We start from the raw sequence: 14,127 nt of genomic DNA, 5'->3' as shown, positions 1-14,127 counted from the left end.
CTCCTTTCAGTAAAATATTTTATCCGGAAAGTACATGCTCTTTTGGTCTTTCCAGTCATAAATCCCGATGAAATGGCCGTCCTCATCATAGATTTTAAGACGCTGTTCTGTGCTTACAGGCAGTGTAAAGCAATCCTTTTTCAGCGGATTTCCATTATACAAAATCTTGGCATACTGTTTTTTCACTGTGCGTTCAGGAAGATCTGAAAATATCTGGTCCGGAGGAATGACCACCTCCATGATCCTGTCCTCCCTCATGAGTTCTTCGATCTCTTCCAGTGTATGGCTGCCTGATTTATAAAAACCGCTGGCTGCTGTGCGCTCCAGTGCAGTCATGCAGGCTCCGCATTCAAGCTTTTCCCCTATATCGCGTCCGAGACTGCGGATATAGGTGCCTTTGCTGCAGACCACAGTCATGTGGATGTCCGGAAGATCGAGCCTTAAATCGTTGATCTCAAAAATGGTGACAGGGCGTGTCTTCCGCTCGATCACCTTGCCTTCTCTGGCAAGCTCATACAGCTTTTTACCGCCCACTTTCAGGGCAGAATACATAGGCGGCACCTGCTCATAGTCTCCCACAAACGAGAATACGGCGTCCTCAACCTGTTTTTCGGAAACATCGGCCTCTGACTCTTCGGTGACCGTCCCCCATATGTCTTCGGTGTCTGTTTTTAATCCGAGGCGGAACGACGCCCGGTACTCTTTTTTTGTGTCGGTGAGCATGTCGCAGAGCCTGGTTGCTTTGCCCAGACAGACGGGAAGCACACCGGTGGCCTGCGGATCCAGGGTACCGGTGTGTCCTATTTTCTTTTGTTTTATGATGCCTCTGAGCTTGGCCACCACATCGTGGGAGGTAAAGCCGGGCTCTTTGTATACATTTAAGATACCATTTATCATAAGCACCTCTATAATTGTTTTTGGATTCTTGAAAGAACGGTATCGGTCACTTCAGCCAGATCCGCTTTCATGCTGAAGCCGGCGGCACGGACATGTCCTCCGCCCTTAAATTCTTCGGAGATAGCAGCCACGTTTACCTTTCCGTTGGAACGCATGCTGACTTTATATGTGTCAGCATCCAGTGCATATAAAAAAACTGCGGCCTCCACGCCTTTTGTGACTCTGAGCTGGTCGATGATACCGTTGGTATCTCCGGAATCAGCTTCCAGCTGCTTCATCTCTTCGCCCGTAAGATAGGAAAGGATGACCTGTCCGTCTTCATACAGACAGCTGTTTAATAAAGCCTGTCCAAGAACCCTGTTTTGGGTAAATGTCTTTTGGTAAAAGGTCTCGTCGATCACTTTGGAAGTGTCGATCCCCCTGGAGATCAGATCTCCCGCATACTCCATCGTCTGTTTTGTCGTATTGGAATGTTTGAATACACCGGTGTCATGTACAATGCCCGTATACAGACAGTAAGCACAGTCCAGTGAGATGTGTTCAGGGTCAAACAATTCATACAGCACTTCGCAGGTGGCGCTGGCCTGGGGTTTTAAGATATATTCCTGTCCTATGCCTTTGCTGCTGATGTGATGATCAATACAAAACGTTTTTGTTGCATTTTCATACATGGAGATAAACGGTTCGATCCGATCCAGCGAACTGCAGTCTAAAACAAAGAACAAATCATAGCGGACCACTTCTGCCTCGTGTCTGACAGAACCGGCGCCGGAAAGAAACCGGAATTCCGGTGCCGGTGATTCAAGATAAACAGTCACAGATTTCCCGCGGAAATTATCTAAAATGTACTGCCGAAGCCCCAGACAGCTCCCAATGCAGTCACCGTCCGGGTGTATATGGCCGGTGATGGCAATGGAATCTGCAGCTTCGATGGATGATATGAATTCATTCATGATCGCTTCTCCTATTTGTTCAATTCGTCAATCTTTTTTGACATTTCCACTCCGTATTCAATGGAATCATCCAAAACAAAAGTGATTTCCGGGGTATTTCTGAGATTGATGGAATGAGCCAGTTCTCTTCGGATATAGCCGACAGCGCTGTTAAGGCCTGCTAGTGTATCGTCCTTTGCTTTTTGGTCACCGAGGACACTGATATAGGCTTTGCACTGTTTTAAGTCGGAAGTGACCACGGCATCCACTACGGAAGTCATAGGTGCGATGCGCGGATCTTTGATCTCCCGGCTGATGATGCGGCTTAACTCCCGCTGTACTTCCCCATTGATTCTAGTATTCTTAATGCTGTTCTTTCTCATTGTTTTCCTCCTGTCAAGAAGGCTTATCTAGGGATCTCTTCCATAATATAGGCTTCAATCTGATCGCCTTCCTTGATATCATTATAATTTTCAAGTACAAGTCCGCATTCAAATCCGGTCTTGACTTCTTTTACGTCGTCGTTAAAACGCTTAATGGATGCAAACTCACCCTCATGGAGGACGACTCCGTCACGGATAAGTCTTGCGGTGCTTCCTCTCTGGATCACACCGTCCAGGATATAAGAACCTGCAATAGTTCCAACTCCGGATGCTTTGAATGTCTGGCGTACCTCGGCATGGCCGATGACCTTCTCTACATATTCCGGCTCCAGCATACCCTTCATGGCTGCCTCGATATCTTCGATGGCATTGTAGATGACACGGTATAACCTGAGATCTACTTTTTCGCCCTCAGCGGCATCCTTTGCGGCAGGGTCCGGACGCACGTTGAATCCAATGATGATGGCGTTGGATGCAGATGCAAGCATAACGTCAGATTCTGTGATGGCACCGACTCCGCCGTGGATGACCTTGACTGCGACTTCCTCATTGGAAAGCTTGGAAAGGCTCTGTTTTACAGCCTCCACAGATCCCTGAACATCCGCTTTTACAATGATATTCAGATCTTTTACGCTTCCCGCCTGGATCTGGTCAAACAGATCATCCAGTGACAGCTGTGATTTTGTCTCAGAGAGCATTTTCTCACGGCCGTAGGCAATGAACTTCTCTGCAGTGGATCTGGCTTCTTTTTCATTTTCCATTGCCATGCAGACTTCCCCTGCAAACGGCACTTCACTCAATCCAAGGATCTCCACAGGAGTTGACGGTCCTGCCACTTTGACACGTTTTCCCTTATCATCGATCATGGCGCGGACTTTTCCGTGGGCGCTTCCTACCGCAATGGCATCTCCAACGTGGAGGGTACCCTTCTGTACCAGCACAGTTGCCACAGGGCCGCGTCCTTTGTCAAGCTCTGCCTCGATGACGATTCCTCTCGCTTTACGGTTTGGATTTGCTTTTAACTCCAGCACTTCCGCGGTCAGGGAGATCATGTCTAAGAGATCGTCGATTCCTTCTTTGCTATGTGCGGATACCGGACAGAAGATCGTTGTTCCGCCCCAGTCCTCAGGGATCAGTTCATATTCTGTAAGTTCCTGTTTTACGCGCTCAATATTGGCGCTTTCTTTATCAATTTTGTTGATGGCTACGATGATTTCAACACCTGCGGCTTTGGCATGATTGATCGCTTCAATTGTCTGTGGCATGACACCGTCATCTGCTGCTACAACAAGGATCGCGATATCGGTGGACTGGGCACCTCTCATACGCATGGATGTGAAAGCCTCATGTCCCGGTGTATCCAGGAAGGTGATGGTCCCATTGTCCGTCTGTACGGTATAAGCACCGATATGCTGTGTGATCCCGCCGGCTTCACCTGCGGTGACACGGGCAGAACGGATGGCATCCAAAAGGGATGTTTTACCGTGGTCAACGTGTCCCATAACGCACACAACCGGAGGTCTGGTCACAAGATTTTTTGTATCTTCTTCGTCATCATCCTTAAGCAGCTCTTCAATGACATCCACAGTTTCTTCTAATTCCACAATGCGGTCATACTCTAAAGCGATCTCTTCTGCACGCTCAAAATCCAATTCCGTGTTAAGGTTCACAAGGCCGCCTCCGGAGATCAGAAGCTTTTTAATGATATCGTTTGCAGGAATATGGATCGCTTCCGCAAACTCCTTTAAAGTGAGGAGCTCAGGAATCTTTACTGGCTCATTTGGATCATATTCTGGTTTCTTTACTGGATCCGGCTTGATGAAAGCACCTGGTCCTGTCTTTTTCTTCTTCTGTGTATTTTGGTTTTTATTATTGAATTTGTTGTTTCTGTTCTTTCTGTTCTTTTTGTTAAACTTATTGTTTTTATTCTTCCCATTCTGTCCGTTATTATTATTGGAGAATTTCTGAGAATTCTGAGGATTCTCTTTTTTCAGGACTTTCTTATGAGTTCCCTGATTCTGACCCACTTCTTTTTCCTTCGGCTGCCTTTCCGGTTTTTTACCGGCACGGTTCTGATTCTGAGTATTCTGAGGTCTCTGCTGCCCCCTGTTGCCGCGCTGCTGGTCTCTCCCCTGCTGATTCCTTGGCTTTTCCTGGCGGTTCTCTGGTTTATTCTCTTTTTTCGTCGTTTTTTCTTCCTTTTTTACTCCAAGAGCCTTTTCAATGACCGCGATCTGGGAATCTTCTACCGTACTCATATGGTTTTTTACTTCGACATTATTTTTTTTCAAAATTTCTATGATTTCTTTGCTTTGTTTTTTATATTTCTTTGCTATCTCATGGATTCTAGTTTTTGCCATAGATTGCACCTCCATTATTCAATTTTACTATTTTCGAGTTTCCCGCGAATGGCCTTTGCAAATCCCTGATCTTCTACAGCTACCGCCGCACGGAATTCTTTTCCGATGGCGTGGCCCAGTTCGCTTCTGTCACTGAAAAAATACAGCGGCACATGATAGTATTCGCACATATTCTGGTACATCTTTTTCGTATTTTCGGAAGCATCTTTGGCCGCAAGGACCAGATATGCATGGCCGGATTTCACAGATTTTTCTACCGCAAATTCTCCGCTTACCAGATTTCTCGATCGGGCTGCCAATCCGAGAAGAGACAGAATTTTATGAGTCAAGATCCATCATCTCCTTTTCCAGCGCGTCATAGACTTCCTCGGAAATCGACGTCTTAAAAGAACGGTCAAGACCCTTTGACTTTCTCGCTTTTTTCAGGCAGGAGAGAGAACGGCAGATATAAGCGCCGCGTCCGTTGGACTTTCCGGTGGGATCGATGAAGATATCTCCATCCTTGGGCTTCACCATTCTCACAAGGTCTTTTTTCGCTTTTGATTCCTGACATCCAATGCATTTTCTCATCGGAATTTTCTTGTTCATACGATCACATCCTAAATTTTATTCGTCAATATATTCAGATTCTTCTGAAAGGAGTTCTTCCTCCACAGCATTTTCATCATCATAAGCCATGGACTCATCTGCCATTTCCTCGGATTCGTACTCTTCGTAACCGCGGAGTTCCTCTTCCTCCTCAGCCTGAGATTCGCTCTTGATATCGATTTTATAGCCGGTCAGCCTTGCCGCGAGCCTTGCGTTCTGACCCTCTTTTCCGATAGCCAGTGATAACTGGTAATCCGGAACGACAACCTGAGCGCTTTTTTCTTCCATGTCTACCGATACAGATACAACCTTAGACGGACTCAGCGCATTTTCGATGTAGACACAAGGATCTTCATTCCAGTTGATGATATCAATCTTTTCGCCCTTTAAGTCATTAACAATCGCGTTGACTCTGGCACCGTTCATACCGACGCAGGCGCCGACAGGATCTACGTTTTGATCATTGGACCAGACGGCAAGCTTTGTTCTGGAACCGGCTTCGCGGACGATGTTCTTAATCTCTACGATGCCGTCCTGGATCTCGGCTACCTCTTTTTCAAAAAGGCGCTTTACAAGATCCGGATGTGTACGGGACACTAAGATCCGGGGTCCGCGGTTGGTATCTTTTACTTCTACGATATAAAGTTTGATCCGTTCCGTGGGCTGGAATACTTCGCCTCTGATCTGCTCGGACTTCATCAGGAGTGCATCTGTCTTGTCATCTAAGCTGACGCTGACATTCTCGCCGACATAGCGCTGTACCACGCCTGTGACAATGTCTTTTTCTTTGCAGTAAAAATGGTCAAAAACAACTCTTCTCTCTTCTTCTTTGATCTTCTGTACAATGACGCTTCTGGCGTGCATAGCAGCAATTCTTCCAAAATCTTTCGGAGTAATCTCCACGCGGACGATATCACCCAGCTCATATTTAGGGTCCATTGCTTTTGCTTTGGCAAGACTGATCTGGAGCGCCGGGTCAAAATCTTCCCCGTCTGCGGTTTCCACGACTTCTTTTTCTGCATATACGACAATATCTCCGGTCTCTCGGTCCATATTGACCACCACATTGTCTGCATTTCCAAAGTCTCTTTTGCATGCAGCAACCAGGGAATTTTCAATCGCTTCCATAATGACGTCTTTATCAATATGCTTTTCTTTTTCTAACTGGTTTAATGCATCAATTAATTCACTCATTTTTTCTGTTGTCCTCCTTTAAAAATCTAATGATAAACGGGCGGATGCCACACTTTTTGTTTCAAATTCCTGATCGGTGCCGTCGATCCAGAGAATTATTCTTTCCTTTGAATATTCTTTTAAAATACCGGTAAACTCTTTCTGTTTGTCGATGGCCTTATATAATTTAATGTCCACAGACTGCCCGATACTTCTCTGAAAGTCTTTTCCCTTTTTTAAAGGTCTTCCGAGTCCCGGGGAGCTGACTTCCAGAATATATGCGTCTTTGATGAAATCATCGGCGTCCAATTTGGCCTCCAGTGCCCGGCTGATCAGCACACAGTCATCGATACTGATGCCTCCCTCTTTATCCGCGTAAATCCGCAGATACCAGTTGGCACCTTCTTTTACATACTCCACATCAACAAGTTCAAAGTGGTTTTCATCGATGATCGGTGTCACAAGTTCTTCTGTTTTCTGTTCAATCTCTGCTTTTCCTGCCAAGTTGCCCTGCCTCCTTTTCTGCGCAAACAATAAGAGTGGACTTACGTCCACTCTTTAAGTTAAGCTTTATGTTATTGATAATTATAACACTTTCGTTTACAGAATACAAGGGTTTGTGTCGGAATCTTGTTTTTATCTTGAATCTTGAATGAAATCACAGATCAAACAGCGACAGCTGGGTAGCCTCAGGCTGTTCTTTTCCTGCGGTTTCTTTTGCCGTATACTTTTGCGGCAGGTCCGCAAGAAATTCAGAAGATTCTTTTCTCGTGAGCAGGATCAGTTCTTCTTCTGCCCTGGTCATCCCTACATAGAACAGACGCCTCTCCTCTTCCTTATCCGCAGGATAAACAGGTGATTCCAGCGGTATGCTGCTCTGTTTTGCGCCGGCGATGAACACGACCGGAAATTCCAGTCCTTTGGACCCGTGGAGAGTCATCAGGGTGACGGCATCCGACGTATATTCCTTTTCACCGCTTCTTTTTAAGTCTCCTTCTGTTCCCAGCAAAAGATTAGACAAAAAGGATGCCATATCGTTATAAAACAGAGTCATCTTGTACAGGCAGAGAAGGGATTCATCTTCCAAAAGACCGTTCTTTTCCATCCAGAGCTTTAAAATCTTTCCGGGGGACTCCTTTTTTAGAAGCTGTTTGAATTCTTTTTCCAGGCTTCCACAGTCAGGAAAAGCGCTCAGTGCGATCTGGAGAGCCTTCGTGTCCTTTTCATCGAGAAGAAACCGAAAGAATGAAGTCGTACCTTTTACCTTGTCCTCCTCAAGAAAACTGTCCCGCCCTGTGATGACGCATGGAATACTCTCCTGTCTGAGACATTTTTCTATGGCTCTGGCCTGATGGTGGGTTCTGTATAATACGGCAATTTCTCCAAAGCCTCTGGGATGTTCCGTTTTTACGGCATAATTCTGGGCATCCATCATATCCATGCCGCCGGTGAGCCTGTTAATTTCCTTTGCAATAAAAATGGCCTCGGACCAGTCATTTGAGACAGTGACCAGACGGACTGGTTTCCCGGGTTCACGGACGGCCGAAAGACAGCGTTTGTTTCCCGGATTCCGGCTAATCACCTGAAGAGCAGATTCCACGATCTCAGGTGTTGACCGGTAGTTTTTCTTAAGATAAATTTCATACAGGTCCGGAACTTCTTCTTTCAGCCGTGCAAAACATCTGGAATCAGAACCCCGGAAGCCATAGATAGACTGGTCCGGATCTCCGATGACAAATAATTCTTTTCCGTTTTGGTTCCAGGAAAGCACCAGACGGAATTGAATGTCGTTAATATCCTGAAATTCATCTACGAGAAGATAAGAAAACTGTGAGTTTTGTAAAACCGGTGATTCTGTCTGTGAAAGCACATTCAGGAGCAGGTCGTCAAAATCTGTAAGACCCATCTCACTCATAATTTCCTGAAAACAGACTGCCTCCTCTTTCGTCAGGCATTCTTCCATTTGTACATTGTTCTTAAAATTGGATATCTGTTTTAAAAAGTCCTTTGGCTTTTTGTCTGAATCTAAACGGGTCAGTGTTTCTTTGGCGGCTTCGAGGAGTTCTGCTTCATCGGCAAGAATAATGTCCTCACCCTGCTGTTTCAGCAGCTGAAGACAGATAGAATGAAAGGTTCCGATGGTCATGTCTTTGACAGCACGTTTTCCTCCAAGCCTCTTGGCAAGCCGCTCTCTCATCTCTGCTGCCGCCTGGTTTGTAAATGTGACAGCTGTAATCTGAGCCGGAGACACGTTCCGCTCCTTCACAAGATAAGCTATTTTGTCTACCAGGGTTTTCGTTTTTCCTGTTCCCGGTCCTGCGATGACCGCAACAGGCCTGTTTTCAGCAGCGACCGCCTCCTGCTGTTCTTCGTTGATCCCTGTATCTCTGACGTTAAGGACGTCTGCATCCATGACTGGTTCTTTTTTCATAGGCCTGATTTTTTTCTTCTTTTTCTCATGCTCGGCTGCAGCGGTAATTCCCAGAGAATCAAAAAACGTCATCTGGCCGTTAATGATGTCCATCTCGCCCTTTTCGATGAGATGGATTTTTCCGTATTCTCCGTCATATCCGGGGTCGCGACGGACTTCTCCCCGTCTTAAACGTCGGATTCCTTCCTCTACACAGGCTCCCGCACTGTGCCGGATATCCTCAAGCGGTACTTCTCTTAAAATAGAAAACTCCGGGCCAAGCTCCGAGAGCATTTTTTCAAACTGGGCATTCACTTTTTTTCCGCCGGCTGACATTCCCGTAGATGCCGCAATGACTTCCGGAAGTGGTACAAGGCTCTCAAAGGGCTTCGCATCAGGCCGGAGATAATCTTCCGGCCTGTCCGCCAGCTGCTCTACCCGGTGCTGGACTCCGATGGTGATCTTTTTTTTGCAGACCGGACAGATCCCGCCATATTCCTTTGTCTCTGACGGAGTCAGCACAAGACCGCATTTCCGGTGTCCGTCAAAGTGATATTTTCCTTCTTCCGGGAAAAACTCGATCGTTCCGTACAGCCCCTGTCCGGTCTGGATGGCTCTCGTGAGGTCCGAATAGGAAAGTTCAATGTTCAGGAGATTGGCTTCCCGGCCGAGTTTTGCCGGAGAGTGGGCGTCTGAGTTTGAGATCAGCTGGAAGGAGTCCAGTGCCGAAAGCCTCCAGTTCATAGGAGGATCGGAGGACAGACCTGTCTCTAACGCATGGATATGAGGCGTTAAGTCTTCAAAACACTCCTCGATCGTATCAAACCCTGAAAAGGCTCCGAACAGTGAAAAATGAGGAGTCCATATATGGGCAGGCACCAGTACCGCATCCGGAGAAATGTCCAGAAGAATCTCCAGGAGATCCCGGCTGTCCAGACCGAGGATCGGCCTGCCGTCGGAATGAATGTTGCCGATGGTCTCGAGCTTTGCGGAAATTTTATCTGCGGCTTCAAGTCCCGGAAGAAGGATCAGATTATGGACCTTTCTTGTCTTTCCGTTCTTTTTATAGATAGAGCTGATCTCTCCGGTGATGACAAAGCGCGGATTCTGGCCGTCCGGAGCGATCCCGTCTTTTATCCGGAATTCATCTTTCAGGATATACAGGCCTTCTTCCGCAGGCACCAATTTTTCCTGTAACTCGTCCCTCCATGCCTGATGAGTAAAATCACCGGTTCCTACAATATGAATCCCTTTTCTTCTGGCCCAGAGATCCAGATGTTCCGGATCACACTCTTTGCTTGTAGCCCTGGAATATCTGGAGTGGATATGTAAATCTGCAATGTACATCGTATTCTCCTTCTTTCGTAGTGTTTTATTCTTACATAGAACGCACTTTCCTATGGAACAAAGCGGACAAGTCCGCTTCAACTCCCTAAATCCCTCAATCATGAGGGACTCGTTCCGCTTTGTGCGCCAAATGCGATTTGACGCAGTCAAATGATTTCCTTACGCATTTGTGTGCATACTTGCCCGCAGGGCTTTTTTATTCCATAGGGAGGTTCGAAGAACTTTCCTATGGAATAAGAACAAAACAGATAATCTGCTGATCATCTGTTTTTAGTGACTGCTTATGAAATTATTTGCAGAATCTGATGGAATAAAGATAAAGCAGCGGGAAAACAAAGCCTCCCAGGTTTGTAGCCGTAAATTCATTTACAAAGAGATTAAAAATAAATATGAATACAGCGGCGGCTACCAGTGCGATGGCAAGCTGGAAGCAGGTTTCTCCAAATTCAAAATGTTTGGCTGCTTTTAAGCCGTAAACTCCGCACACTATTTCAAGCATCCCGAAGATAATGCAGACTACAAGGTACACGGTTAAGATCGCACCGCTCAGCCTGACCTGCTCCATGGCCATCTTCATCAGATTGCGGCTTGTCATCAGAGTGACATTGGTCAAAAGGTTTAAGATCCCGGCTAATAACAGAATGATGCTCATGATCGTCAGCATCACATTCCTCTTTTTGTTCATATGTTTCTCCTAACTTGTAATAATGAAATTATTCTATCACAGAATGTTTTGAAAATCAAACATTCTGTCTGACAACCATTCTCAGCAAACGAAATACGAGAAATCCTATAAGGTTCGCAATGACGATGCTTGCACCGGCCGGTGCAGAAAAGAGATAAGACCCCGACAGGCCGATACAAAAACATATGACGGAGAGGAAGCCGGAACAGATCACGACTCCCCGGAAGCTTTTAAACATCTGCATGGCCGTCAGCGCCGGAAAGATGACCAGGCTGGAAATGAGCATGGCCCCCATCATTCTCATGCCGATAACAATCGTGACAGCGGTCAGGATCGCAAGAAGCGAATTGTAAAAGGAAACATCTACTCCCGATGCCCGCGCAAAGCTTTCATCAAAGGTGACAGCAAAAATTTTATGATAACAAAAGAGAAACAAAATAAGGACTGCGGCACTCAGCAAAACACTCAGGCGTACATCTTCTCTGCTCATGGCCAGGATGCTTCCAAACATATAGCTGTATACATCCATATTCATACCGGTAGTAAAGGAAGTCACCAAGACCCCGGCAGCCAAAGCCGATGCCGACATGACAGCAATGGCCGCATCGCTGCTGATCCGGCTGCTCTCAGTAAGCTTCAGGAGAAAAAATGCCGCAATGACAACGACCGGAATCGAGAGTTTCAAAGGAGCGATCCCGAAGGCTATTGCAATGGAAAGTGCTCCGAAGGACACATGGGACAGTCCGTCCCCGATCATGGAAAATTTTTTCAGCACAAGACTCACACCGAGCAGGGCTGCACAGAGGGAAATCAAAATTCCCACGATAAAAGCACGGATAATAAAAGGATATGATACCATTTCTTTAAATAGTTCCATGGACAGCACCTCCATTCATTTCATGGAAATGTTCAGAACTGCGGTAATCTGAGACACTGCCGAAAAAGTAATCCTCATGCCGGATGTGAAGGATCTCATCTGCATCCTTTAAGGCGTTGGACAAATCGTGTGAAACCATCAAAATTGCGATGCCCTCATTTTTGTTGAGTTCCTTCAGCAAGACATAGAGTTCTTTTGCGGCACCAGGGTCCAGACCTGTCACCGGCTCGTCCAGGACCAGCAGCTGATCGGTTGCGCATAAGGCTCTTGCCAGCAGGACTCTCTGCTGCTGGCCGCCGGAAAGCTCCCGGTAGCATGTTTTTGAAAGCTCCGGGATTCCAAGCTTCTTTAGCTGTTCCATGGCGGTAAATTTTTCTTTTCTCATATAAAAAGGCCTGCGCTGTTTTCGGCTTAAAAAACCTGACAGAACCACTTCCAGGGCAGTTGCAGGAAAGTTTTTCTGCATTTCCGTCTGCTGGGGGAGATATCCGATGCCCTTTCCAGAAAGACTGCGCCGGATTTTCCCGGAGACAGGGCGCACAAGACCTAACATCGTCTTGATAAACGTGCTCTTACCGGAGCCATTTTGTCCGATGACAGAAATATAAGCCCCCTGTTCTATTTCCATATTTAAGTCTTTTACGATGACATGTCCGTCATATCCAAGATCCACATGACTGCATGAAATAATGGATGTCATTCTCTCAGTCCTTTCTCCAGATTTTTCACATTTTTCTCCATCAGATCCAGGTATGTGACGCCCTGGTCAAACTGACGTTTTGTCACGGTGTGGCAGGAATAAAACGTCATATTTTCGGCACCGGATGCTTCACAGATCACATCCGCGATCTTACTGCTTCCAAAGTCCATATGATAGATGACCGGTATTTCTTCTTTCTTTACTAAGTCAATCAGATAGGAAAGCGTCCGGGAGCTGGGCTCCGATTCCTCGCTGCATCCCGGGAATGCCGCCCTGTAAGAGAGGCCGTATTCCTCGGTAAAATAGCGCATGGGGAATTTATCTCCGAAAACTATGAGCTTGCGTTTTCCGTGTTTTACTGTTTCTCTGAACTCCTGGTCCAATTTTTTGAGCTTTTTCAAATAATTCATTGTATTCTTTTCATAAAAATGGGCGTTGCCGGGATCTTCCTTTGATAAGACGGCGCAGATTTTTTTCACGACTTTCTGCGCATTCACAGGAGATGTCCAAATATGTTCGTCATATTCTGTTTCCCCTTCTTCTTCCTTAGGAAGGCTCATCCCCTCTGTCACCTCTTCTTCCACTGGATTGACCGAATCCATGAAGGCATAAGAAACCTGTCCGCTGTTTTCCTGGGATTTTTGTATTTTTTGGACCCAATATTCCATCGCTCCGCCGTTATAGAAAAAAATATCTGCCTTCTGTATGCTGATCAGATCGGCCGGAGTCGGTTCAAATGTATGGCTGTCTTTGCCCGCGGTGACGATCATTTTGAGTTTTACTTTATCTTTCCCAATTTGACGCACAAAATCATAGTAAGGGAAAATAGTGGTAACAACATTTAGTTTTTTTGAACTGCTGTCGGAATATTTACCGGTGCCGCATCCGGATAATGCGGACAGGCAGACAGTAAGGCACAGCAGAAAGACAATCCATCGTTTCACAGGCATTTTCCTTTCTGTATATTATCTAATTGAATATAATAGCAGGAAAAAATTTGAATTGCAAATATGGAAATTTTCTTGTGGTTGAATATTTTGTCGAATTATCATATACTTATACTTCATAGGAGAAAGGGGAATGAGTTTATGAGTCAGTATACGTCTACAAAAAAACAGCTGAAAGCGCGTGAAAATGCGTTGTTGCACGGGATTCTCTTAATGTCTGTGCTTTTGCTTGCGGACACTTATTTAAGAACCAGGAGCTATATTCTGATTGATGGAATATGGAATAATATCTTTATTATTGTCGCTGCTTTTACTTTGATTTTTTTGGAAATGATCATAAAAGGGGCCTTCGATCTGAGCGATCCGGTCTGGACTGTGTTGGCCGGAGCCGTTGGCATCGGGAGCCTGGCAGCCTTTGTCAGTCAGGCATATCTCATATTTTTCAGCAAAGACAGTTTCTTTCTCATCACAGAATCAATATCCAGCAATGGATTCTTTTTAATCTGTTCCGTGCTGGGAATGCTTGTGGTTGCAGCTTATTTTATAAAGAGGAAATGTTTTTTGAGATAAAAGATCACTATAAAAAGGACAGGGAACATGAACTGCTTCCCGTCAGGTAGATAATTAAAATAATAATACTTTTTCTGCCAGTAGGTAATACCTGCTGGTAAATCTTTTCCCATAATAGCGTTCACTTTTCATGATTCCCCAAAAACCTTCCATTGGCCCATTGTCAAAAGCATGATAGACGGTAAATATATAATCTATGCAATCATTGTCAGCTTTACCTGATTTTACGACTAATCCCAAAACGCATCCTATACTCAG

At 45.7% G+C, this 14,127-nt stretch carries 15 protein-coding genes; 1 reads left to right on the top strand and 14 read right to left on the bottom strand.

Annotated features, from left to right (window positions below; all coding sequences use genetic code 11):
- Positions 1-6: 6 nt before the first annotated feature.
- From truB to CI597_RS07590, 13 genes are all read right to left on the bottom strand, one after another.
- Positions 7-897 carry a tRNA pseudouridine(55) synthase TruB gene (gene truB, locus CI597_RS07650; RefSeq protein WP_024727556.1) on the bottom strand — a complete coding sequence of 297 codons (891 nt, stop codon included), beginning with the start codon at positions 895-897 and terminating at the stop codon, positions 7-9.
- Between the two features lie 8 nt (positions 898-905).
- Positions 906-1,850 (bottom strand): DHH family phosphoesterase, encoded by a 945-nt coding sequence (locus CI597_RS07645; RefSeq protein WP_024727557.1) that lies wholly within the window; start codon positions 1,848-1,850, stop codon positions 906-908.
- An 11-nt stretch (positions 1,851-1,861) separates the two neighbouring features.
- Positions 1,862-2,212: a 30S ribosome-binding factor RbfA gene (gene rbfA, locus CI597_RS07640; RefSeq protein ID WP_034549369.1), complete on the bottom strand. Its 351-nt coding sequence runs from the start codon at positions 2,210-2,212 to the stop codon at positions 1,862-1,864.
- A gap of 23 nt (positions 2,213-2,235) precedes the next feature.
- Positions 2,236-4,572: a translation initiation factor IF-2 gene (infB, locus tag CI597_RS07635; protein ID WP_024727558.1), complete on the bottom strand. Its 2,337-nt coding sequence runs from the start codon at positions 4,570-4,572 to the stop codon at positions 2,236-2,238.
- Positions 4,573-4,586: 14 nt separating this feature from the next.
- Entirely contained in the window at positions 4,587-4,901 is a 315-nt protein-coding gene (locus tag CI597_RS07630; RefSeq protein ID WP_034549372.1) for a L7Ae/L30e/S12e/Gadd45 family ribosomal protein, read from the bottom strand.
- A complete protein-coding gene (rnpM, locus tag CI597_RS07625; RefSeq protein WP_024727560.1) occupies positions 4,891-5,160 on the bottom strand; it encodes an RNase P modulator RnpM in 270 nt (89 codons plus the stop codon). The genes CI597_RS07630 and rnpM overlap by 11 nt, the downstream gene beginning before the upstream one ends.
- An 18-nt stretch (positions 5,161-5,178) precedes the next feature.
- Positions 5,179-6,354 (bottom strand): transcription termination factor NusA, encoded by a 1,176-nt coding sequence (nusA, locus tag CI597_RS07620; protein ID WP_024727561.1) that lies wholly within the window; start codon positions 6,352-6,354, stop codon positions 5,179-5,181.
- An 18-nt stretch (positions 6,355-6,372) separates the two neighbouring features.
- Complete coding sequence (gene rimP, locus CI597_RS07615) at positions 6,373-6,837, bottom strand: ribosome maturation factor RimP (protein ID WP_024727562.1); 465 nt, start codon at positions 6,835-6,837, stop codon at positions 6,373-6,375.
- A gap of 154 nt (positions 6,838-6,991) precedes the next feature.
- Positions 6,992-10,090: a UvrD-helicase domain-containing protein gene (locus CI597_RS07610; RefSeq protein WP_024727563.1), complete on the bottom strand. Its 3,099-nt coding sequence runs from the start codon at positions 10,088-10,090 to the stop codon at positions 6,992-6,994.
- A 289-nt stretch (positions 10,091-10,379) separates the two neighbouring features.
- Positions 10,380-10,775, bottom strand: a complete 396-nt coding sequence (locus CI597_RS07605) for a hypothetical protein (protein ID WP_024727564.1) — start codon at positions 10,773-10,775, stop codon at positions 10,380-10,382.
- Between the two features lie 55 nt (positions 10,776-10,830).
- The gene (locus tag CI597_RS07600) at positions 10,831-11,652 is read right to left on the bottom strand and encodes a metal ABC transporter permease (protein WP_024727565.1); all 822 of its coding nucleotides are present in this window, start codon (positions 11,650-11,652) and stop codon (positions 10,831-10,833) included.
- Positions 11,639-12,352, bottom strand: a complete 714-nt coding sequence (locus tag CI597_RS07595) for a metal ABC transporter ATP-binding protein (RefSeq protein WP_024727566.1) — start codon at positions 12,350-12,352, stop codon at positions 11,639-11,641. Before CI597_RS07595 ends, CI597_RS07600 begins: the two co-directional genes overlap by 14 nt.
- Entirely contained in the window at positions 12,349-13,302 is a 954-nt protein-coding gene (locus CI597_RS07590; protein WP_081723832.1) for a metal ABC transporter substrate-binding protein, read from the bottom strand. The genes CI597_RS07595 and CI597_RS07590 overlap by 4 nt, the downstream gene beginning before the upstream one ends.
- Before the next feature lie 138 nt (positions 13,303-13,440).
- On the opposite strand from CI597_RS07590, the gene CI597_RS07585 reads away from it, so the two are divergent.
- Positions 13,441-13,869 carry a hypothetical protein gene (locus CI597_RS07585; RefSeq protein WP_095142906.1) on the top strand — a complete coding sequence of 143 codons (429 nt, stop codon included), beginning with the start codon at positions 13,441-13,443 and terminating at the stop codon, positions 13,867-13,869.
- 54 nt (positions 13,870-13,923) lie between these two features.
- On the opposite strand, the gene CI597_RS17760 is transcribed toward CI597_RS07585, so the two are convergent.
- Entirely contained in the window at positions 13,924-14,109 is a 186-nt protein-coding gene (locus CI597_RS17760) for a hypothetical protein (protein WP_024727570.1), read from the bottom strand.
- Positions 14,110-14,127 lie beyond the last annotated feature (18 nt).

Source organism: Anaerostipes hominis (ex Lee et al. 2021) (genome assembly GCF_002270485.1).
In the GTDB taxonomy this organism is placed as follows: Bacteria; Bacillota; Clostridia; order Lachnospirales; family Lachnospiraceae; genus Anaerostipes; species Anaerostipes hominis.
The sequence above is the reverse complement of the archived record's forward strand: the minus strand, read 5'-3'. Positions and strand labels throughout refer to the sequence as shown.

Coding starts and splice junctions, on each gene's coding strand:
- CI597_RS07610 (WP_024727563.1), bottom strand. CDS start 10,090: ATGTACATTGCAGATTTACATATCCACTCCAGATATTCCAGGGCTACA.
- infB (WP_024727558.1), bottom strand. CDS start 4,572: ATGGCAAAAACTAGAATCCATGAGATAGCAAAGAAATATAAAAAACAA.
- CI597_RS07645 (WP_024727557.1), bottom strand. CDS start 1,850: ATGAATGAATTCATATCATCCATCGAAGCTGCAGATTCCATTGCCATC.
- nusA (WP_024727561.1), bottom strand. CDS start 6,354: ATGAGTGAATTAATTGATGCATTAAACCAGTTAGAAAAAGAAAAGCAT.
- CI597_RS07600 (WP_024727565.1), bottom strand. CDS start 11,652: ATGGAACTATTTAAAGAAATGGTATCATATCCTTTTATTATCCGTGCT.
- CI597_RS07595 (WP_024727566.1), bottom strand. CDS start 12,352: ATGACATCCATTATTTCATGCAGTCATGTGGATCTTGGATATGACGGA.
- rnpM (WP_024727560.1), bottom strand. CDS start 5,160: ATGAACAAGAAAATTCCGATGAGAAAATGCATTGGATGTCAGGAATCA.
- rbfA (WP_034549369.1), bottom strand. CDS start 2,212: ATGAGAAAGAACAGCATTAAGAATACTAGAATCAATGGGGAAGTACAG.
- CI597_RS07585 (WP_095142906.1), top strand. CDS start 13,441: ATGAGTCAGTATACGTCTACAAAAAAACAGCTGAAAGCGCGTGAAAAT.
- CI597_RS07590 (WP_081723832.1), bottom strand. CDS start 13,302: ATGCCTGTGAAACGATGGATTGTCTTTCTGCTGTGCCTTACTGTCTGC.
- truB (WP_024727556.1), bottom strand. CDS start 897: ATGATAAATGGTATCTTAAATGTATACAAAGAGCCCGGCTTTACCTCC.
- CI597_RS07605 (WP_024727564.1), bottom strand. CDS start 10,775: ATGAACAAAAAGAGGAATGTGATGCTGACGATCATGAGCATCATTCTG.